The 20,627-nt window shown below is 72.1% G+C and carries 17 protein-coding genes and 2 tRNA genes; 14 read left to right on the top strand and 5 right to left on the bottom strand.

Translation table 11 applies throughout. The annotated features are described in order from the left end of the window. The first annotated feature begins 116 nt into the window (after nucleotides 1–116). The gene (locus ACFV6D_RS30125; RefSeq protein WP_380561902.1) at nucleotides 117–1,976 is read left to right on the top strand and encodes an ABC-F family ATP-binding cassette domain-containing protein; all 1,860 of its coding nucleotides are present in this window, start codon (nucleotides 117–119) and stop codon (nucleotides 1,974–1,976) included. A 68-nt stretch (nucleotides 1,977–2,044) separates the two neighbouring features. Here ACFV6D_RS30125 and ACFV6D_RS30120 read toward each other — a convergent pair whose 3' ends face one another. Continuing rightward, on the bottom strand, nucleotides 2,045–3,943 hold the full coding sequence (locus tag ACFV6D_RS30120) for an FUSC family protein (protein ID WP_380561901.1): 1,899 nt from the start codon (nucleotides 3,941–3,943) through the stop codon (nucleotides 2,045–2,047). Nucleotides 3,944–4,360: 417 nt separating this feature from the next. Here ACFV6D_RS30120 and ACFV6D_RS30115 point away from each other — a divergent pair, with 417 nt between their 5' ends. The 4 genes from ACFV6D_RS30115 (at nucleotide 4,361) to ACFV6D_RS30100 (ending at nucleotide 9,404) form a co-directional block, all read left to right on the top strand. Next, nucleotides 4,361–4,807 carry a hypothetical protein gene (locus ACFV6D_RS30115; RefSeq protein ID WP_159398450.1) on the top strand — a complete coding sequence of 149 codons (447 nt, stop codon included), beginning with the start codon at nucleotides 4,361–4,363 and terminating at the stop codon, nucleotides 4,805–4,807. A 43-nt stretch (nucleotides 4,808–4,850) separates the two neighbouring features. After that, nucleotides 4,851–6,527 carry a WXG100 family type VII secretion target gene (locus ACFV6D_RS30110; protein ID WP_380561899.1) on the top strand — a complete coding sequence of 559 codons (1,677 nt, stop codon included), beginning with the start codon at nucleotides 4,851–4,853 and terminating at the stop codon, nucleotides 6,525–6,527. Nucleotides 6,528–6,647: 120 nt separating this feature from the next. Then, nucleotides 6,648–7,946, top strand: coding sequence for a S8 family serine peptidase (locus ACFV6D_RS30105; protein WP_380561897.1), 1,299 nt, complete (start codon nucleotides 6,648–6,650; stop codon nucleotides 7,944–7,946). 123 nt (nucleotides 7,947–8,069) lie between these two features. After that, nucleotides 8,070–9,404: an MFS transporter gene (locus tag ACFV6D_RS30100; RefSeq protein WP_380561895.1), complete on the top strand. Its 1,335-nt coding sequence runs from the start codon at nucleotides 8,070–8,072 to the stop codon at nucleotides 9,402–9,404. Nucleotides 9,405–9,424: 20 nt separating this feature from the next. Here the strand turns inward: ACFV6D_RS30100 and ACFV6D_RS30095 are convergent, their stop codons facing one another. Beyond that, the gene (locus tag ACFV6D_RS30095) at nucleotides 9,425–10,021 is read right to left on the bottom strand and encodes a flavodoxin family protein (protein ID WP_380561893.1); all 597 of its coding nucleotides are present in this window, start codon (nucleotides 10,019–10,021) and stop codon (nucleotides 9,425–9,427) included. Nucleotides 10,022–10,206: 185 nt separating this feature from the next. Here ACFV6D_RS30095 and ACFV6D_RS30090 point away from each other — a divergent pair, with 185 nt between their 5' ends. From ACFV6D_RS30090 to ACFV6D_RS30070, 5 genes are all read left to right on the top strand, one after another. Continuing rightward, nucleotides 10,207–10,656, top strand: coding sequence for a helix-turn-helix domain-containing protein (locus ACFV6D_RS30090; RefSeq protein WP_079135662.1), 450 nt, complete (start codon nucleotides 10,207–10,209; stop codon nucleotides 10,654–10,656). Between the two features lie 206 nt (nucleotides 10,657–10,862). Then, a tRNA-Thr gene (locus ACFV6D_RS30085) sits at nucleotides 10,863–10,938 on the top strand. Nucleotides 10,939–11,133: 195 nt separating this feature from the next. Then, a complete protein-coding gene (locus ACFV6D_RS30080; protein WP_063348056.1) occupies nucleotides 11,134–11,802 on the top strand; it encodes a LuxR C-terminal-related transcriptional regulator in 669 nt (222 codons plus the stop codon). 151 nt (nucleotides 11,803–11,953) lie between these two features. Then, nucleotides 11,954–12,916 carry a UDP-glucose 4-epimerase GalE gene (gene galE, locus ACFV6D_RS30075; protein ID WP_063348055.1) on the top strand — a complete coding sequence of 321 codons (963 nt, stop codon included), beginning with the start codon at nucleotides 11,954–11,956 and terminating at the stop codon, nucleotides 12,914–12,916. A gap of 299 nt (nucleotides 12,917–13,215) precedes the next feature. After that, nucleotides 13,216–14,163: a response regulator transcription factor gene (locus ACFV6D_RS30070; RefSeq protein WP_063348054.1), complete on the top strand. Its 948-nt coding sequence runs from the start codon at nucleotides 13,216–13,218 to the stop codon at nucleotides 14,161–14,163. A gap of 15 nt (nucleotides 14,164–14,178) precedes the next feature. On the opposite strand, the gene ACFV6D_RS30065 is transcribed toward ACFV6D_RS30070, so the two are convergent. Beyond that, nucleotides 14,179–14,676 (bottom strand): MarR family winged helix-turn-helix transcriptional regulator, encoded by a 498-nt coding sequence (locus ACFV6D_RS30065; protein ID WP_188307908.1) that lies wholly within the window; start codon nucleotides 14,674–14,676, stop codon nucleotides 14,179–14,181. 110 nt (nucleotides 14,677–14,786) lie between these two features. Here ACFV6D_RS30065 and ACFV6D_RS30060 point away from each other — a divergent pair, with 110 nt between their 5' ends. Beyond that, entirely contained in the window at nucleotides 14,787–15,578 is a 792-nt protein-coding gene (locus ACFV6D_RS30060) for a methyltransferase domain-containing protein (protein ID WP_380561891.1), read from the top strand. A gap of 58 nt (nucleotides 15,579–15,636) precedes the next feature. On the opposite strand, the gene ACFV6D_RS30055 is transcribed toward ACFV6D_RS30060, so the two are convergent. After that, entirely contained in the window at nucleotides 15,637–16,239 is a 603-nt protein-coding gene (locus ACFV6D_RS30055; RefSeq protein ID WP_063348051.1) for a TetR/AcrR family transcriptional regulator, read from the bottom strand. A 194-nt stretch (nucleotides 16,240–16,433) separates the two neighbouring features. Next, entirely contained in the window at nucleotides 16,434–17,426 is a 993-nt protein-coding gene (locus ACFV6D_RS30050) for an acyl-CoA desaturase (protein WP_380345641.1), read from the bottom strand. A 249-nt stretch (nucleotides 17,427–17,675) separates the two neighbouring features. Here ACFV6D_RS30050 and ACFV6D_RS30045 point away from each other — a divergent pair. The 3 genes from ACFV6D_RS30045 (at nucleotide 17,676) to ACFV6D_RS30035 (ending at nucleotide 20,525) form a co-directional block, all read left to right on the top strand. Further along, nucleotides 17,676–17,746 (top strand) — tRNA-Gln (locus ACFV6D_RS30045). A 144-nt stretch (nucleotides 17,747–17,890) separates the two neighbouring features. Further along, nucleotides 17,891–19,345, top strand: coding sequence for a bifunctional UDP-N-acetylglucosamine diphosphorylase/glucosamine-1-phosphate N-acetyltransferase GlmU (gene glmU / locus ACFV6D_RS30040; RefSeq protein ID WP_063348049.1), 1,455 nt, complete (start codon nucleotides 17,891–17,893; stop codon nucleotides 19,343–19,345). Between the two features lie 202 nt (nucleotides 19,346–19,547). Continuing rightward, nucleotides 19,548–20,525, top strand: coding sequence for a ribose-phosphate diphosphokinase (locus ACFV6D_RS30035; RefSeq protein WP_063348048.1), 978 nt, complete (start codon nucleotides 19,548–19,550; stop codon nucleotides 20,523–20,525). The last annotated feature ends 102 nt before the right edge of the window (nucleotides 20,526–20,627 follow it).

Here is a 20,627-nt window from a genome sequence, read left to right as displayed (position 1 = left end):
GTGAGGGCGCTTCGGCGGGCCCATTAGGCTGGGGAGATCGGGGCGTCCCCGACAGGGGTGCCCGGCCGCGACCGGCGGGCCGCCCCGAGACCGCCAATCCCAGGAGCGCAGCAGACGTGGCCGTCAACCTCGCCACCATCGAGTCCGTCACGAAGGTCTACGGCACCCGCGCCCTCCTGGACGGAGTCAGCCTCGGCGTCAGCGAAGGCGACCGGATCGGCGTCGTCGGACGCAACGGCGACGGCAAGACCACCCTGATCCGGATGCTCGCCAAGCTGGAGGAGGTCGACAGCGGCCGGATCACCTGGAACGGCGGCCTCCAGCTGGCCGTCCTCACCCAGCACGACTCGCTCGACCCGACGGCCACCATCCGGCACGAGGTGATCGCCGACCGGGCCGACCACGAGTGGCTCGGCGACGCCCGCATCCGCGACATCGTCGAAGGCCTCTTCGGCGGCCTCGACCTGCCCGGCTTCGCCGACGGCCTCGACACCGTCATCGGCCCGCTCTCCGGCGGCGAGCGCCGCCGGATCGCCCTCGCCAAGCTGCTCCTCGGCTCGCCCGACCTGATCGTCCTCGACGAGCCCACCAACCACCTCGACGTCGAGGGCATCAACTGGCTCGCCCAGCACCTGCAGAAGCGCCGCTCCGCGCTGGTCTGCGTCACCCACGACCGCTGGTTCCTCGACCAGGTCAGCACCCGGATGTGGGACGTCCAGGGCGGCGCCGTGCACGAGTACGAGGGCGGCTACTCCGACTACGTCTTCGCCCGCGCCGAGCGCTCCCGGATCGAGGCCGTCGAGGAGCAGAAGCGCCAGAACCTCGCCCGCAAGGAACTCGCCTGGCTGCGCCGCGGCGCCCCCGCCCGCACCTCCAAGCCGCGCTACCGGATCGAGGCCGCCAACGCCCTGATCGCCGACGTGCCGGAGCCCCGGGACCGGTCCGAGCTGATGAAGTTCGCCAACGCGCGACTGGGCAGGACCGTCTTCGACCTGGAAGGCGTCACCGTCAAGGCCGGCCCCAAGCTGCTGCTGGAGAACCTCACCTGGCAGCTCGGCCCCGGCGAGCGGATCGGCCTGCTCGGCGTCAACGGCGCCGGCAAGACCTCGCTGCTGCGCGCCCTGCGCGACGCGTACGCCTCCGAGGGCGACGTGCAGCCCGCGTCGGGTCTGATCAAGGTCGGCAAGACGGTCCGGCTCGCCTACCTGTCGCAGGAGGTCGTCGAACTGGACCCGGCCATCCGGGTGCTCCAGGCCGTCGAACAGGTCCGCTCGCGCGTCGACCTCGGCAAGGGCCGGGAGATGAGCGCCGGCCAGCTGTGCGAGCAGTTCGGCTTCGGCAAGGACAAGCAGTGGACGCCCGTCGGCGACCTGTCCGGCGGCGAGCGGCGGCGGCTCCAGCTGCTGCGCCTGCTGATGGACGAGCCCAACGTGCTCTTCCTCGACGAGCCCACCAACGACCTCGACATCGAGACCCTCAACCAGCTGGAGGACCTGCTCGACGGCTGGCCCGGCTCGATGATCGTCATCAGCCACGACCGGTTCTTCATCGAGCGGACCACCGACGTCGTCCACGCGCTGCTCGGCGACCAGAAGATGCGGATGCTGCCGGGCGGCGTCGACGAGTACCTGGAGCGGCGGGCGCGGATGGCCGCCTCGATCGCCGCCGCCGCTTCGGCCGCCTCGGGTGCTTCGACCGCCTCGGCTGCTTCGGCCGCGGCAGCGGGCGGCCCGGACGCCGGGACCGCCGCGTCGGCCCTGTCGGGCGGCGACCTGCGGGCGGCGAAGAAGGAGATGCAGAAGATGGAGCGGCAGATCGCCAAGCTGGACCAGAAGGAGTCCAAGCTGCACGCCCAACTCGCCGATCACGCCGCCGACTTCTCCAAGGTCGCGGAGCTGGACGCGCAGCTGCGCGCCGTCCGGGAGGAGAAGGAGGAGCTGGAGCTGAGCTGGCTGGAGCTGGCCGAGCAGGTCTGAGTCCTGGTCGGAGTTCTGGTCGGAGTTCTGGTCGGAGTCCTGGCCGGTGCCGGGATCCCGTTCGGGCCCTACCGGGCCAGCAGGGCCTCCAGCTCGTCCGCCGCACGGCCCAGCGCACTGCGCGCCGGGTCGTGCGGCGCCGTCGGGCGGGCCGCCGCCCCGGTCGGCGGGCGGTGCTCGCGGGCCGCGGCCGTCAGCTCGTCCAGCGCCCGGCGCACCCGCCCCACCTCCGCCGGATCCGGCACCCGGCCGCCGTACCGCAGCTGCGCCGCGAACGCCGCCACCGCGCCGCCCAGCCGCTCCAACGCCGCCGTCGCCGGCAGCCACTGCTCCGCCAGCCGCCCCGTCGGCGGCGGCTCGGCCAGCCCCTGCCGCACCTCCTGGCGGGCGTCCTCCAACGCCCGGTACGCCGTGCGGCGCAGCCACACCTCGGCCCGGCCCGCGTCCCCGGTGACCGCGTCCAGATAGGCCCGCAGCGCGGTGGCCGCGTCCACCAGCCGGGGCTCGATCCGGTGCCGCGGACGCTCCGGCCACAGCAGATAGCCGAAGAGCAGCACGATCGCGCTCGCGAGCACCGTGTCCAGCACCCGCGGCCAGAACTCGGCCGCGCTGCTCTGCCCGCCCAGCTGGAGCAGGATCAACGCCATCGGCGTCATCGCCACCGTGTTCAGCCCGTAGTGCGCCGCCGTCACGTACGGCAACAGGGCCACGCAGAACGCGGCGATCGCCGTCAGTACCCACGCGTCGGTCGTGAGCGACACCACGGCCGCCGTGACCGCCACCCCGAGCACCGTGCCGATCGAGCGGCTCACCGCCCGCAGGAACACCGAACCGAGATCCGGCTTCAACACGAAGGCGATCGTCATCGGCACCCAGTAGCTCTTGCTGAGCGGGTAGCTGGCCGTCACCGCCGAACCGACCGCGATGCACAACGCCACCCGCAGCCCGTACCGGACCGAACCGCGCGACAGCAGCCGCACCCGCAGCCGCCACGGATCGGGCGGCGGCGCCGGGGCGGTAGCGACCTCCGCCTCCCGGCCGGCCACGGTGTCGGCCGCCGCGCGCAACGCCACGTCCAGGGCCTGCCGGGACGGCGTGTCCGGCTGCCACTGCGGAACGGTGACCTCGCCGCCGCCCCGTCGGACCGCGTCCGCCAACCGGAGCGGCACCTCCGCGACCTCGGGCGGCACCGGCCGCCACGCCCACAACAGGCCCGTCGCCGCCTCGGTGGCGGCCAACGCCGCCTCGTACATCCGGCGCAGCCGAACCGTACGGGCGGACTCCGACCCCGGGCGGTGCGGTCGCGGGAGGAGGTCCTGCAACTGGTTCAACCGGGCCGTCAACACCTGGCGCGAAGCCGCGCCCTGCGGCGTGCCCAGATCGGCCAGCGTCCGGCCGAACGCCTCGTACGCGGCCGCCAGCGCACGGTTGCGCGGATCCGAGGCGGGGCGGCGGTGCGCGCCCCCCGGCAGACCCAGCACCACCACGAACGCGGCACCCGCCAGCATCATCGGCGCCGCCGCCCACCACGGATCCGGCAACGGCATCCCGCTGCCCAACGCCGCCGACACCAGCAGCAGCATCCCCGCCGCAGAGCCCCGCGGGCCCGTCGCACTCAGCGCGCCGGACGCGAACGCCGTGAACGTGAGCGCCGCACCGAGCGCGACCGCCGACACGTGCACGTGCTGGAGGGAAGTGCCGATCAGCATGCCGAGCGCCGAAGCCAGCACCGCCGACGCGATCCGGGGCACCCGCAGGCCACCCGGCTCCGCGCGGTCGTTCATCGTCGCGTGCATCGCGCCCAGACCGGCGAACACCCCCAGATCCAGCCGGTGCGCCAGCAGTCCTGCGGTCAGCGGCACCGCCATGCCCACCGCCGCGCGGGCCATCAGTGCCAACGGCAACGGCGGCCGGGAAGGACGGGCGGCACGGGCCCACCAGGAGGGGGCGGACTCGTCTGCAGGCATCAGGTCACGTCCGTTCTGCGGCCAGGGGACGCTGCTGTGCGACATTGCGCGGCAGATGGGGGCGTACCCGGTCCAACCGGGCGACGCCAGTCTACCGGGGCCCGGCACGGCACCCCCGAGGGCCGCACGTGTCAAGTTCGTACCGATCCCGCACAGGCGGGCCAAGGGCCCTGCCAGCCCGACAGAGGCGGTGGCTACGATTGCGGAGGCGGAAACCGCCCCCAGGGCGGGCGGTGCACCGACCAGCACTGTACGACCGAGAAGTTGACGGTATGTTGCGGAGCGGCGGCCCCGGGGTTACCCCGAACCACCGCCCGTACGGGGGAGAGGTGAACTGCTATGGCAGGAGAGGTTCCACCGAACACGGGGGCCAGTCCGGACACGTCCGGTGACATCACGCCATTTATGCTCAGCCACATGATGGGGTTCGGCCCCCTCGTCAGCACCGTGCAGACGAACGTCAGCGCCGCCGACCTGGTGTCCGCCTTCGGCAAGAAGGACGTCAAGGTCGAGCTCGACACACTCACCGCGTTCGCCAAGAAGATCGAAGCCCTGCTCCAGGCCATGGAAGGCTCCCCGGCGGCCCCGTACAAACTCCAGGAACAGAAACTGACCGGCGGAAGCTTCGCCAGCGCGGAGTTCGCCGAAGCAACGGCCCTGACCGCGGCCTACGACAAGGTGCACACCCAGCTCGTCAAGCTGCACAAGGACTTCGTGTCGCAGATCGAGGCGATGAAGACCGCGGTCGCAGCGACGGCGGGCAACTACTCGGCCAACGAGGACGACACGACGGCCGCGCAGAACGCCGTCGCGAAGAACGCGGGCGGCACCACGCCGGCGCGGGCCGGCGGCGAGGGCTTCTGATGGTGGTCGGCGAGGGCGCTCACGGGGAATCGGGGAGTAAGTAGTGGCAGACGGAACGAACTTCGAGGGCGTCGGACACGCCCAGCTCAAGAAAATGGTCCAGAGCACCGACCCCACGACGGTGCTGAGCCGCGGCACCCAGCTGAAGTCGGCCGGCCGCGTCCTGAAGGAACTCGGCGCGGCACTCAAATCGCACATCGGCAACGTCAGCTGGGAAGGGCCGGCCGCCGAGAGCTTCAAGACCTGGGCAGGCAACCTGCAGCAGTCCGCCGCGTTGCTCGGTGACTACTCCACAACCGCCGGCGACGCCATGCACCAGGCCGGTGAGGCACTCAGCACCGCCAAGGTGGCCGTGCCGGACGTGCCACACGACGATGTCGACATCGTCAAGGCGCGCTCGACCCAGGGGGTGCCCAACCAGATGGCGCTCACGAGCGCCAACTTCACCCCGACCGGGCCGACCACCGCCACCGTCGACGCCATGATGAAGAAGCAGAACTGCTCCTGGGTCACCGAAACGGAGGCTGTGGCCGCCTCCCAGCGGGTCTACAAGGCCCACCAGGAAGCCATCCACCAGATGGAGAAGCTGGGGCAGGCGTACGAGGCGGCGACGACGAAACTGGCCGGGCTCGGGGACGTGGCTCTGCCGGGTACGCCGGACACGGGCAATCGCGATGGCAAGTCGAACTACTCGGGTGATGGTGGATACAACGGCAGCTACGGAGGCACCGTTCGTAACGCTCGTACGAGTACCAGTGCCGCCGGTGGGAGTTACCGCCCGTCCGGCGGCAGCTACAGCGGCGGCTCGGTCGCGATTCACAACCCCAGGTCGGACTCGCAGGCGCCGAGTGAGCCGGGACACGGTGACCCGATTCCGTCGCGAAACGGTGGCCAGGTGCCGCCGACGCCGGTGGACCCGGGTTCCTCGACGCCGCCCTCTGTGCCGTCGGAACCCGTCCACCGTCCCGGTACCGGCCTTGACAGCCTGCCGACCGTGCCGACCTTGCCAGGTCAGACCGGCCCGCTCGGCCCCAGTGGTGGTGGAAGCCTCCCGCCTGACGGCCCGAGTGGGATTCCCGGATACCCGGGTGGCCCCGGTGGTACCCCGGGATATCCGGGTGGTCCGGGTGGCGGCCCGGTGACCGGTTTCCCGGCCGGGGCCGGCGGCGGCTCGATCCCGGCCAAGGGGGGTGGCGGATCCGTCTCCGGCAAGGGCGGAGGCTCGATCCCCGCCCGTACGGCTCCGTTCGGCGGTGGCTCGGTGCCGGGAAAGTCCGGTGGTAGCCCGGGTCTGCCCAGCGGGACGGTCTTCGGCGCACGCGAGGCCCAGGCGGGCCGGGCGGGAGCGGCCGGCAGCGCGGGCGGGGTGGGCGGCATGCATCCGGGGATGGGTGGTGGTTCCGGAGCCGTTGGTTCGGGCGGCAGCTCACGAGGTCGAGGCCTGACCTCGACCGGAGGAGGGGCGGTCGGCGGCCGCAAGGGACCGGCTGCCGGCGGGGAGTTCACACCGGGTGGTACGGGCCTGCGCAACCGGGCTGCTGCTGCGGGAGCCGCTGAGGGCGAAGCCCGCTCCGGACAGAACGGCATGATGGCCCCTGGAACGGCGGGTCACTCCGGGCGGAACGAGCGCGATCGCCGCAAGCGGGCCGACTACCTCCACGAGGACGAGGAGACCTGGACCAGCGGTACGCCGCACAGTAACCCGGACGTGATTGAGTAGGACGGCAACGACTGCCCGGCCACTGGGCTCTCCCGGTGGCCGGGCAGACCTGTTCGGGGCACGCTCCCCGGTCGACGGAGAGATTGACGAGGAGTTGCGATGGGGCGGACGAACACGCGAGTGCGTTGGCAGATGCTTGCTGCGGCACTCCTGGCCGGGGCGGCTTTGGTCGGCGCAGTCGAAACCCCAGCAGTTGCCGATGGTTCGATCCGGGCGGATCAGTGGCATCTGGACGCCATGCATGCGTCGGAGATGTGGAAGATCTCCAAAGGCGATGGGATTACTGTTGCAGTGATCGACGGCGGCTTCAAGATGGATCATCCGGATCTCGTGGGGCAGTTTTTGCCGGGTATGGACTTTAGCGGCAGCCCTGGTGGGGTCGGGTTCGATCCTGAGGGCCATGGAACACAGATGGCCAGCCTCATTGCGGGGTCTGGAAAGGCAAAAGGCGGGAACGGGGCTTACGGACTGGCGCCGGGAGTAAAGATCCTTCCGTTGAAGATTTCCAATGGGACCGATGGGGCGCTTGTCTCTGCCGATTTCCTTGGCCAGATTGGGCAGGCCATCGCCTATGCGGTCGAGCAGGGCGTAAAGGTCATCAACATCTCGCAGGGAATTTCTGCGGTCAGGACATCGCCTAGCGATGTGGCCAAGTTGAATTCAATCATTGCGATGGCGAGGGCAAAGGGTTCGCTGATTGTTTCCAGTATTGGCAACTCTGCGCAGTCAGGAAATCTGGTCGAGTATCCGGGAGCGCTGCCCAACGTCGTAGGGGTGGGGGCGGTTGGCCGCGATGTCATTGCGACGGCAGAGTCTCAGCAGGGTCCACAAGTCATTCTTGCTGCTCCTGGTGTAGACATGATCGAGGCCTGTACTGGCCCTACCGGCTATTGCAAGAGTCATGGCACTTCGGATTCCACTGCACTGGTTTCTGCGTCGGCTGCATTGATCTGGTCTATTCACAAGGATTGGTCGGCGAATCAGGTTCTGCGGGTGTTGATCAATACGGCCGGGAAGCCGACTGATGGATCCGTCCGCAACAACGATGTCGGCTATGGCGTAGTGCGGCCTCGGGTCGCTCTGGCGGACCCTGGTGATCCCGGCCCGGCGGACGTGTCTCCGGTTCCGGCGGCGGAGACTGTGCCTTCGGCCAGCCCGTCCGCGCCTGCGAGCCCGTCGGCCACTTCGGCGCCCTCGCCGAGTTCGGCGGCTCCGAGTCCGAGTGATGTGGCCGTGGGGGCGCCGCCGGTGGAGCCGAGGGTGGAGAAGTCCTCTGGTTCGGGTGGTGCGTTGCCGGTTGTGGCCGGTGTGGTGGGTGGGTTGGTGCTGGTCGCCGGTGTGGTGTTCGTCGTGTTGCGGCGGCGGAAGGCGGGTGGGCGGCCTGTGGTGCCGCCGGGGGAGGACCCGTACGTGCGGTGATCTGGGCGCCTGCGCTGGTGTGCACCGCCGGTGTTGAGCCGGGGGCGCGTGGGGTGGGGGTGTGCGCGGGGGTCACTCGGGTGGGGGCTGGTGGCGGGGCGGGCTGGTGTCCAGGGTGGTGGTATGGATGCGGAGGAAGCCCGGCGGGCGGGGCAGTTGAGGCGTGCGGCGGCTGCGGCGCTGATCGGTACGGCGATCGAGTTCTACGACTTCTTTTTGTACGGGACGGCGGCGGCCTTGGTGTTCGGGTCGGTGTTCTTTCCTGAACTGGGCACGGTGGGGGCGCTGTTGGCGGCGTTCTCGGTGTATGCGGTGGCGTTCTTGGCCCGGCCGCTGGGGGCGGTGGTGTTCGGGCATTTCGGGGACCGGGTGGGGCGGAAGGCGACGCTGGTGGTGTCGCTGTTGTTGATGGGGCTGTCGACGGCGGCGGTGGGGGTGTTGCCAGGGTTCGGGTCGTGGGGGTGGTGGGCGCCGGTGGCCCTGGTGGTGTTGCGGGTGTGTCAGGGCGTGGGGTTGGGCGGGGAGTGGGGCGGGGCGGCGCTGCTGATCGCGGAGAACGCGCCGGCCGGGCGGCGGGGGCGGTGCGGGGCGTTCCTGCAGTTGGGGCCGACGAGCGGGTTCGTGTTGGCGAACGGGGTGTTCCTGGCGGTCCAACTCGGCCTGGACGGGCGGGCGTTCCGGGAGTGGGGCTGGCGGGTGCCGTTCCTGGCGTCGTTGGGGCTGGTGGCGGTGGGGCTGTTCGTGCGGCTGCGGTTGGAGGAGACGCCGCTGTTCCGGCCGGACGAGCCGAGGGACCGGGCGCCGGTGGTGGAGGTGTTGCGCGGGCACTGGCGCACGGTGCTGCTGGGCTGTGGGGCGATCACCGTGGGGTACGCGCTGTTCTACCTGACTACGACGTACGCGTTGGCGTACGCGACGTCCGGGCTAGGGGTGGCGAGTTCGCTGGTGTTGGTGATGCTGCTGGTGGGCGCGCTGGGCATGGGCGTGACGGTGTGGGTGAGCGCGTCGCGCAGTGACGGGTGGGGGCGGCGGCGGACGCTGTGCTGGGCGACGGGTCTGGCGGCGGGGTGGTCGCTGGTGCTGTTCCCGTTGCTGGAGACGGTGCGCCGGCCGTTGATGTTCGTGGCGCTGGCGGGTGCGCTGGTGGTGCTGGGGTGCCTGATGGGGCCGGTGGCGGCGTTCCTGCCGGAGTTGTTCCCGACCCGGGTGCGGTACACGGGTGCCGCGTTGACGTACAACCTGGGCGGCGTGGTGGGCGGGGCGACGACGCCGCTGGTGGCGACGCGGCTGACGGAGGCGTACGGGACGGCGGAGCCGGTCGGCTGGTACCTGGTGGGGTTGGGCGTGGTGGCGCTGGGCTGCCTGTGGCTGCTGCCGGAGACCGGCGGCGCGGAGTTGGGGGCGGTGGACGGCGGACGCCGCCGGGTGCCTCTCCTGGGGGCGGACCCGGCGGCGTAGGTGCCGACCGTGCGGTGCGGTCAGCCGGCGAGGGCGGCGCGGCCGGCCAGCACGACGGCGGTGTGCTGGGCGACCCGCTCGCCGAGGTACTCGGCGGTCGCGATGTCGGCCTTGTGCACGGCCTCGGGGCCGGCGTCGGACGGGCTGGAGGCGGCGGCGCCGTTGAAGAAGCCGAGGCGGTTGAGGTCGTTCTCGGTGGCGGTGGTGGCGTTCCAGCCGGGCTTGAGGCCGAGGTTGACCCAGCTCATGGCGTGCTGGGCGGCGAGGGTCTGGAAGAAGCCGAGGGTGCCGGCCTTGTCGCCGCTCTTGGAGGCGGAGTTGGTGAAGCCGGCGGCGACCTTGTCCCGCCAGGCGTCGGAGAACCAGCGCTTGCTGGTGGCCTCGGCGAAGACGTGGAAGGCGCCGGAGGCGGTGCCCATGTAGGTGGGGGAGCCGAAGACGATCGCGTCGGCGGCGTCGAGCTGGGCCCACTGCTCGTCGGTGATGGTGTCGACGGCGATCGAGATGACCTCGGCGCCGGCGGCGGCGGCGCCGCGGGCGACGGCCTCGGCGATGACGGCGGTGTGGCCGTAGCCGGAGTGGTAGGCGAGGGCGACGGTCGGGCGGATGGCGGTCATACGGGGGCACTCCTGTACGGGAACGGGTGCGGGCAGGGGCAAGGCAAGGCAAGGCAGGGACAGGCCGAGGAGCGACGGCGGGGCGTGCTGTCGCACCTCGACCCGCCGGGCTGGTCTCCAATATAGACCAAGTCTCCATTGGTTACCAAGGGTGGATTGGAGACCGCAGGACTACCCTGGACGGCATGACGACGGAGGAAGCGGCCCGGGTGGAGAGCGGCACCGGGCGGCAGGGGCAGGAGCGGGAGGGCGGGCAGGACCGGGAGCAGGAGCTCGACGTCTTCGCCCAGCTCTGTCCCAGCCGCGCGATGTTCGCCGAACTGGCCGACAAGTGGTCGATGTTGATCCTGATGAGCCTCGCCGCCTGCGGGCAGCAACGGTTCTCCGAACTGCAGCGTGGCGTCGGCGGGGTCAGTCGCAAGATGCTCACCCAGTCGCTGCGCAGCCTGGAGCGCAGCGGACTGGTGCGCCGCACCGTGTTCCCGGAGACGCCGCCGCGGGTGGTTTACGACCTGCTGCCGCTCGGCCGGGAGCTGGCCGTGCTGCTGGCGCCGCTCGGCCGCTGGACGGAGCAGCGAACCGGGCAGATGCTGGCCGCCCGTGAGGAGTTCGACGAGACGCACGCCGAAGGCTGACCATGCGCGCGCCGAAGGCTGGCCGGGCCCGCGCCAAGGGCTGACCAGCCCCGTACCGAAGGCCGACCGGGCCCGTGCCGAGGGCCGGGTGCCCGCCCGCCGGGGGTCGGTCAGGCATGCGCCGGGGCCGCGGAGCCGATTTCCCTTCCGGGCCGCCAGCCGTGTAATGTCTTCCTTGTTCGACCGGCCCGGTGAAAGCCCGGCAAGCCCCTATAGCTCAGTCGGTAGAGCGTCTCCATGGTAAGGAGAAGGTCTGCGGTTCGATTCCGCATGGGGGCTCCATTCGAAGGCCCTCGCTTCATGGCGAGGGCCTTTTGCTGTTCCCCGATCAGGCCGCCCGGCCCAGTGCGGCGGCCCAGTGCGGCGGCCGAATGCGGCGGCCTAGCGGGTCGGGTACGGAATGCGCTGTGATGGTGCGTCATCGGCCGCCCGCCCATGGGGTGCGGGCGCGAGCCGAACCCCGACCGGGAGGGCGTCATGGGCGTTCGACTCGTGGTGGTCGACGATCACCGGCTGTTGGCCGAGGCGCTGGCCACGGCGTTGCAGCTGCGCGGCCACCGGGTGCTCGCGGTCGGCTGCCCGGCCGGGGTCGCGGCTGATCTGGTGGTCGGCCGGCGGCCGGAGGTGTGTCTGCTGGGGGTGGCCGCGCCGAGTGAGCCGGCGGCTTTCGACGGGCTGCGCCGGATCCGCCGGGAGCGCCCCGAGGTGGCCGTGATCGTGCTCGGGCCGGTGGGTGAACTGCGCGGTGTGGCGGGGGCGTTCGCGGCCGGGGCGGCGGGGTACGTGCCGAGCGACGAGCGGATCGGGGTGGTCGAGCGGGCGATCGGGCGGGCTCGGGCGGGCGAGGCGGCGGTGGCCGTGGACGTGCTGCGCGGGGCCTTCGACCAGTTGCTGCGGCCGGTCGCCGAGCCGGACGACGAGGCGGTGCGGCTGCTGCGGTTGCTGACCCGTCGTGAGGTGCAGGTGCTGGCCCGGATCGCGGACGGGGAGGACACGGCGGCGATCGCCGCCGGGATGCGGATCGCCGCGAGCACCGCCCGGACGCACGTCCAGCGGGTGCTGATGAAGCTCGGTGCGCGGACCCGGCTGGAGGCGGCCGCGGTGGCGGCCCGTACCGGGCTGCTGGAGCGGATGGCCGGCGGCTGAGGGGGGCTCGGGTTTCGTGAAACCGGCTCCCGGGTGGCCCGTTCACGTGGTCCTGGGCACTCCGGCGGGCAGGGAGAATAGCCTCAGTCGTACACACGTCATCGACGGCCGCCGCTGATCCGGCGGACCGTCGCCCGCTGGAGGTCTCATCATGAGTAAGTACCTGGTCACGGGTGGCGCCGGCTACGTCGGCAGCGTGGTGGCCGCCCACCTGCTGGAGGCGGGGCACCAGGTGACCGTCCTGGACGATCTCTCCACCGGTTTCCGTGAGGGCGTCCCGGTCGGTGCCGAGTTCGTCGAGGGTCGGGTCCAGGAGGCCGGCCGGGTGCTGGACGGTTCCTTCGACGGCGTGCTGCACTTCGCCGCCTCCTCGCAGGTCGGCGAGTCGGTCGTGGACCCGGAGAAGTACTGGCGCAACAACGTGGCGGGGTCGCTGGAGCTGGTCGCGGCGATGCGCGCGGCGGGTGTGCGCAAGCTGGTGTTCTCGTCCACCGCCGCCGTCTACGGCGAGCCGGAGGTCGTGCCGATCGCGGAGACCGCCCGCACCTCGCCGACCAACGCCTACGGCGCCACCAAGCTCGCCGTGGACCACCTGATCACCAGCGAGGCCGTCGCGCACGGGCTGGCCGCCGTCTCGCTGCGCTACTTCAACGTGGCCGGTGCGTACGGCGCGTACGGGGAGCGCCACGACCCCGAGTCGCACCTGATCCCGCTGGTGTTCCAGGCGGCGCTGGGTCAGCGCCCGCACATCGCGGTGTACGGCGAGGACTACCCGACCCCGGACGGCACCTGCATCCGTGACTACATCCACGTCGCGGACCTGGCCGACGCGCACCTGCTGGCGCTGGACGCGGCCAAGCCGGGCGAGCACCTGATCTGCAACCTGGGCAACGGCAGCGGCTTCTCGGTGCGCGAGGTGATCGAGTCGGTCCGGCGTGTCACCGGCCGGGAGATCCCGGTGCAGGCGGCCGGCCGCCGGGCCGGCGACCCGGCCGTGCTGGTGGCCTCGGCGGCCCGCGCCCACGAGGCGCTGGGCTGGACGCCGCGCCGCCCGAACCTGGACGACATCGTCGCCGACGCCTGGAAGTTCGCCCTGGAGAAGCACGGCCAGTAGGCCGCAGGACCCCGCAGGCGCCGCTCCCGGAGGTTCGGGGGCGGCGCCTCGGCGTTGCCCGCTTCGACCGGTGATGGCGTGAAATCCCGCCACTCGCGCACCTCCTGACGAAACTTCACCAAACCGCCACGAGGGGGTTTCCCGGCCCGTACGCTGAGTGCGGTACCGGTGGGGGCCGGCGCCCTTTTTCGGCCTCACCGGCCACCGGTGGGCGGGCGGAGTGACGGGCCCGGACCGCGGGTGCCGGGGCCGGTCCCCGCCCCCGGGCTCGGGCCGGTCTGAGCAGGGGGGTAGTGACGATGGGGCGGATCCGCGTCCTGGTGGTCGACGACCACCGGATCTTCGCCGAGGCCCTGGCCGCGGCGCTCGCCGCCGAGCCCGACGTGGAGGTGGGGGCGGCCGGCAGCGGGGCCGCCGCCGAGCGGGCGCTGGAGCGTGCCGCCGTCGAGGGGCGGGCCTTCGACGTGGTTCTGATCGACGCCGACCTGGGGGCCGAGGGCGTCGCTTCGGCGGGTGCCCGGAGCCGGCCCGGCCCGGACGCGGCCGACGCGGCCCGGCGGCGGCTGGCCCCGGCGGTGCCGCCGCCCCGCCACCCGGTCGGCCCGCCGGTGGTGCCGTCCGGCGGGCGCTCGGTGGACCTGCTGCGCCCGGGTGGGCGCGGCGCGGAGTCGGCCCGCTCCGACGCGTACCGGGCCGACCAGCTCAGGACCGCGCCTCCGGCACCGGACGGCATCACCCTGCTCGCCCGGGTCCGCCGCGCCCATCCGGGGCTGCGGGCGGTCGTGCTGGCCGCCGCCGACGATCCGCACCGCGCCGCCCGGGCCCTGCACGCGGGTGCCACCGGCTGGGTGGCCAAGGAGAGTTCGCTGGCCCGGCTGCTCGCGGTGGTCCGGGGGGTGCTGCGGGACGAGACGCACCTGCCGCCCGCGCTGCTGACCGGGGTGATCCGCGAGCTGACCACCGCTCGGCGGGACCGCACCGAGAGCGAGCGGCTGGTCGACACCCTGACTCCGCGGGAGAAGCAGATCCTGCGCTGCATGGTCGCGGGCCTGGGCCGGCAGGCGGTCGCGGAGCGGCTCTACCTGTCGCCGCACACCGTCCGGACGCACATGCAGAACGTGCTCGGCAAGCTCGGGGTGCACTCCACGCTGGCCGCGGTGGCGGTGGCCCGCCGGGCCGGGGTCAGCCCGGCCGAGCCGGCCCTGCCGGCGCCGCCGTCCATCGTGACCGCGGTGGACCGGACGTGAGCTCCGGGGCCCGGATCAGCCCGGGATGTTGTCGAAGGGGGCGACCAGCTGCCGCAGGAGCGCGGCGAGTTCGCCCCGCTGGCCGGAGCTGAGCTGGGCGAGCAGTTCGCGTTCGTGCGCGAGCAGTCCGGCGAGTGCCTGGTCGGCGCGGTCGCGGCCGTCGTCGGTGAGCCGGACGAGCACGCCGCGCCGGTCGTCCGGGTCGGGCAGGCGCTTGACCAGGCCCTTGCCGGTGAGGCGGTCGATGCGGTTGGTCATGGTGCCGGAGGTGACCAGGGTCTGGGTGAGCAGCTGGCCGGGGGAGAGCTGGTAGGGGGAGCCGGCCCGGCGCAGGGCGGTCAGGACGTCGAACTCCCAGGGCTCCAGCCCGTGCTCGGCGAAGGCGGTGCGGCGGGCGCGGTCGAGGTGCCGGGCGAGCCTGCTGACCCGGCTGAGTACCTCCAGCGGCTCCACGTCGAGGTCGGGGCGCTCTCGGCGCCACGCTGCGACCAGCCTGTCGACCTCGTCCTCCATGACGATCAGTGTATCGGTGGATGTGTCGATGTGAAGTCTCTTGACGTCGAGAAATGTGCCAGCAAGGCTACCTTGGATATCTTGATGTCGAGATACTTGTGAGGTGGACCATGACCAGTCCCGTCTGGGACCCGGCGCAGTACCTGCGCTTCGTGGACGAACGCACCCGTCCGCTGCGCGACCTGCTCGCCCGCGTCCCCGCCCTCCCGAACCCGGGCGATCCCGTGATCCTCGACATCGGCTGCGGCCCCGGCAACTCCACCGCCGTGCTGCGCGCACGCTGGCCGCACGCCCGCCTCACCGGCGTCGACAACTCCGCCCCGATGCTCGCCACCGCCCGCACCGACGGTGAGCCCACCGCCGACTACCTGCTCGCCGACGCCCGCGACTACGACCCGGCCCCGGCCGGACCCGACCTGATCGTCTCCAATGCCACGCTGCAGTGGATCGACGGCCACCTCGACCTCGTCCCGCGCTGGGCCGGCGCCCTGCGGCCCGGCGGTGCCGTCGCCTTCCAGGTCCCCGGCAACTTCGACGCCCCCAGCCACACCCTGCTCGCCGAACTCCGGCGCAGCCCCCGCTGGCGCGGCCTCCTCGGCGACGACGCCGCCAGGGCCGGTGTCCACCCGCCCGAGCGCTACCTGGACGCCCTCACCGCCGCCGGCTGCACGCCCGACGTCTGGGAGACCACGTACCGCACCCTGCTCCCGGGCCCGGACCCGGTCCTCGCCTGGGTCAAGGGCACCGCCCTGCGCCCCGTCCTCACCCGGCTGACCGACCCCGCCCGCCAGGCCGCCTTCCTCGCCGAGTACGGGGCGCTCCTGCGCGAGGCCTACCCGGCCGGACCGCACGGCACCGTCTTCCCGTTCCGGCGGATCTTCGCCGTCGGGACCAGGGTCTGATGCGGGGCGGGAAGGCCTGATGCGGGGCGGGAGGGCCGTCGGTCCTTCCGCCCGCAGGTCAGTCCTTGCGCCCGCCGACCAGCCTCGGGTGCCGCTCCAGGCCCTCCAGCCCGTGCCAGGCCAGGTTCACCAGGTGCGCCGCGACCTGAGCCTTGTCCGGCTTGCGGACCTCCAGCCACCACTGCCCGGTCAGCGCCACCATGCCGACCAGCATCTGCGAGTACATCGGGGCCAGTCGCGCGTCGAAGCCCCGGGACTTGAACTCCAGGCCGAGGATGTCCTCCACCTGCGTCGCGATGTCGCTGATCAGTGACGCGAAGGTGCCGGTCGACTGGGCCACCGGGGAGTCCCGGACCAGGATCCGGAAGCCGTCCGTCGAGGTGTCGATGTAGTCCATCAGCGCGAACGCGGCCTGCTCCAGCAGCTCCCGCGAGTGCCCGCCGGTCAGCGCCCCCGTGACCATGTCCAGCAGCAGCTGCATCTCGCGGTCCACCACCACCGCGTACAGCCCCTCCTTGCCGCCGAAGTGCTCGTACACCACCGGCTTCGACACCCCGGCCCGCTCGGCGATCTCCTCCACCGAGGTGCCGTCGTAGCCGCGCTCCGCGAACACCGTCCGCCCGATCTCCAGCAGCTGCTCCCGCCGTTGCTTGCCGGTCATCCGGACCCGCCCGCCCCGGCGGCGCGGCGCCGGGGCAGGCGCACCACCCCCCGAGGCGCCCCCGCCCGCCGGTGCAGCGGCTCGCGGACGGGCCGGCGCCGCGTCGGGCGCCGCGTCCGTCCGCGTGCTCTGGTGGCCGCCTGTGCTGTCTGCGCTGCTCCCGTTCACCCCTACATCATGCTGGAAGCGACGACTCATGCGGCGCGGCGGGCGGCGATCCGTTGTGCGTCCGGCCAACGGACGTCCCGGACCCAGCCGGCCAGCTCGAACCAGCGGATCAGCCGGGCCGAGGAGTCGATCTGCCCGCGCAGCACCCCGTGCCGGGCGGCCGTCGGGTCCGCGTGGTGCAGGTTGTGCCAGGACTCGCCGCAGGAGAGCACCGCCAGCCACCAGACGTTGCCCGAGCGGTCCCGGGAGCGGAACGGGCGGCGGCCGACGGCGTGGCAGATCGAGTTGATCGACCAGGTGACGTGGTGCAGCAGGGCCACCCGGACCAGCGATCCCCAGAAGAAGGCGGACAGCGCGCCCGACCAGGACAGCGTCACCAGCCCGCCGACCAGCGGGGGGAGCAGCAGCGAGATCATGGTCCAGAGCCAGAACAGCCGGGAGATCCGCCGTATGGCCGGATCGCGGACGAGGTCCGGCGCGTACGTGAGCTGCGGGGTCTGCTCCTCGTCGAACATCCAGCCCATGTGCGCCCACCACAGGCCCTTGAGCAGGGCCGGGAGGCTCTCCCCGTAGCGCCACGGCGAGTGCGGGTCGCCGTCCTTGTCGCTGAACCGGTGGTGCTTGCGGTGGTCGGCCACCCAGCGCACCAGCGGGCCCTCGACCGCCAGGCTGCCGGCGATCGCGAGGGCGAGCCGCATCGGGCGGTTGGCCTTGAACGCGCTGTGGGTGAAGTAGCGGTGGTAGCCGACGGTGATGCCGTGGCAGGTGAGGAAGTACATGGCGACGGTGATCGCCGCGTCCGTCCACCCCAGTCCCCACCCCCAGGCCACCGGCACGGCGGCCAGCAGCGCGGTGAACGGCAGGAGGATGAACAGCCCGAGCGCGAGCCGTTCGGCGAGGCCCTGCTTCTCCCCGCCGCGGGTGGCGGACAGCCGGGTGGCGGCGGTGTCGGTGGGATCGGGGGATTCGGTGGGAAGCGCGGCGTTCCCCGCGCTCGGCTCGCCGGCCTTGGTGGTCATGGGCGTCCCTTTGCGGCATCTCTGTGCGGGAGGGAGGAGCGGAGGCTACGTTGGCGTAACCTACGGCATCGTAGGTTGCGCTCCGTGGCGAAGGGAACACGCCGCCGCACGGCGCTTGAGTGAATTCACCCGACTGGATGGATGAACCGGCGGCCCGGCTTGTTCGACCGTTTCCGGCGGATCGGGGCCTGCGGATCGCGGCAGTTGATACCCATGGCCGGGTCGACTCGGGTAGGGTCTGAGCAACCATCCGCCGTGGTGTAATGGCAGCACAGGGCCCTTTGGAGGCCTTTGTCTGGGTTCGAATCCTAGCGGCGGAGCCTCTGCACGCCTCAGGTTCGGGCGTACCGCCGAACCGCCGGTATTGTCGGTGCTGCTCGGCGGACTGTGCGAATGGCGACCGGCCTCGGTCCGGTCCGGGCCCGTTCTGCCCGCTCTGTGAACCGACCGAGGAGCCTCCCCGCATGGGTGCCAATTCGCTTGCCGCCGTTGTCGTGCTCGCCGCCGGTGGCGGGACCCGGATGAAGTCGAACAAGCTGCCCAAGGTGCTGCACGAGGTCTGCGGCCGGTCGCTGGTGGGCCATGCCGTCTCGGCGGCCCGCGAACTGACGCCGGAGCAGCTCGTCGTGGTGGTCGGACACCAGCGGGACCAGGTCCAGGAGCACCTCGCGGCGCACTACCCGGCGGCCCGCCCGGTGGTGCAGGAGGACCAGAAGGGCACCGGGCACGCGGTGCGCACGGCGCTGGAGGCGCTGGCCGCCGACGGCGTGGTGCTGGACGGCACGGTGATCGTCACCGCCGGGGACTCCCCGCTGCTGACCGGGGACACGCTGCGCCGCCTGGCGAAGGCCCACACCGCCCAGGACAACGGGGTCACCGTGCTGACCGCCGTCGTCCCCGAGCCCTTCGGCTACGGCCGGATCCTGCGGGACGAGGACGGCACCGTCGCCGCGATCGTCGAGGAGCGGGACGCCACCGCCGTCCAGCGCTCGATCGCCGAGATCAACTCGGGCGTCTTCGCCTTCGACGCCAAGCTGCTGGTCGAGGCGCTGGCCGAGCTCACCACGGACAACTCGCAGGGCGAGGAGTACCTCACCGACACCCTGGAGATCCTGCGCACCGCCGGGCACCGGGTGGGCGCCGTGGTCGCGGAGGACCACCGGGACATCCTGGGCATCAACGACCGGGTGCAGCTCGCGCAGGCCCGCCGGCTGCTGAACGACCGCCTGCTGGAGCGGGCGATGCGGGCCGGCGTGACCGTGGTGGACCCGGCGACCACCTGGATCGACGTGCAGGTGACGTACGAGCCGGACGCCCTCGTGCTGCCGAACACCCAGCTGCAGGGCGCCACCCACCTGGGCGAGGGCTGCGAGGTCGGCCCGAACTCGACCCTGACCGACACCCTGATCGGCGCCGGCGCCCGTGTGAGCAACACCACGGCGGACCGCGCCGAGGTGGGCGAGCTGGCCACCGCCGGCCCCTACGCCTACCTGCGGCCGGGGGCCAGGCTGGCCCGCAAGGCGAAGGTCGGCACCTACGTCGAGGTGAAGAACTCCGAGCTGGGCGAGGGCGCCAAGGTGCCGCACCTCTCCTACATCGGGGACACCACGATCGGCGAGGGCACCAACGTCGGCGCGGCCTCCGTCACCGTGAACTACGACGGCGTCAACAAGCACCGCACGGTGATCGGTGCGCACTGCCGCACCGGCTCCGACAACATGTTCATCGCCCCGGTGACGATCGGGGACGGCGCCTACACCGCGGCCGGTTCGGTCATCACCACCGACGTCCCGCCGGGCGCGCTCGGAGTGAGCCGGGCGCACCAGCGCAACATCGAGGGCTGGGTGGAGCGCAAGCGCCCGGGGACCACCTCCGCGCAGGCCGCGAAGGTTGCGACGGACGGGGCCGCGGACGCCTGACGGGGCGGGCGGGAGCCCGAGGGCGGTCCCGGGGCGGACGGTTTCTGCGTGGGCGCGTAACCTTGGGGACATACGTGCGCCACTGGGCTTACGGCCCGTGTCCAGGCGTACCGACAATTCCCCCGACCCCTCGTGCGAGCCGGCTGCGCCTGCCCGCACGGGACGACGGGGTTCAGCGTCAGCAACGCGAGGAGACGGTGCAGTGAGCGGGATCACGACGTCGGGTGAGAAGAAACTCAAGCTCTTCTCCGGCCGTGCCCACCCGGAACTGGCGAGGGAGGTGGCCGAGGCGCTCGGGACCGAGCTCGTCCCGACCAAGGCCCTGGACTTCGCCAACGGCGAGATCTACGTCCGCTTCCTGGACTCCGCCCGCGGCGCGGACTGCTTCGTGATGCAGAGCCACACGGCTCCCATCAACCAGTGGATCATGGAACAGCTGATCATGATCGATGCGCTGAAGCGGGCCTCCGCCAAGAGCATCACCGCGATCCTGCCGTTCTACGGGTACGCCCGCCAGGACAAGAAGCACCTGGGCCGCGAGCCCATCTCGGCGCGCCTGGTCGCCGACCTGCTGCGCCAGGCGGGCGCCGACCGGCTGATGGCCGTGGACCTGCACACCGCGCAGATCCAGGGCTTCTTCGACGGCCCGGTGGACCACCTGTTCGCGCTGCCGATGCTGGCGGACTACGTGGGCGGGAGGGTGGACCGCTCCAAGCTGACCATCGTGTCGCCGGACGCCGGCCGGGTGAAGGTGGCCGACCAGTGGTGCGACCGGCTGGACGCGCCGCTGGCGATCATCCACAAGCGCCGCGACATGACCCAGGCCAACACCATCCTGTCGGCCGAGGTCGTCGGTGACGTCAAGGACCGGGTCTGCGTCCTGGTCGACGACATGATCGACACCGCCGGCACGATCTGCGCCGCGGCTGACGCGCTGTTCGACAACGGTGCGGCGGACGTCCTGGTGGCGGCCACCCACGGCGTGCTCTCCGGCCCGGCCGCGGACCGGCTGAAGAACTCGCGGGTCAGCGAGTTCGTGTTCACCAACACGCTGCCGACCCCGGGGCAGATCCAGCTGGACAAGATCACCACGCTGTCCATCGCCCCCTCGATCGCGGCCGCGATCCGCGAGGTGTTCGAGGAGGGTTCGGTCACGAGCCTCTTCGAGGGCGTGCACTGACGAAGCCCGACGGCGGGGGGGGGGGGGGGGCGGGGCGGCCGCGGCCGCCCGCGCGCCGCCCGGCCCGAGCGCGCAGGGCGAGTGAGGGTCAGGGCCGCGAGG

Origin of the sequence: Kitasatospora sp. NPDC059812 (genome assembly GCF_042732075.1) — a bacterium.
In the GTDB taxonomy this organism is placed as follows: domain Bacteria; phylum Actinomycetota; class Actinomycetes; order Streptomycetales; family Streptomycetaceae; genus Kitasatospora.
This window is presented reverse-complemented; position numbering and strand designations above follow the sequence as displayed.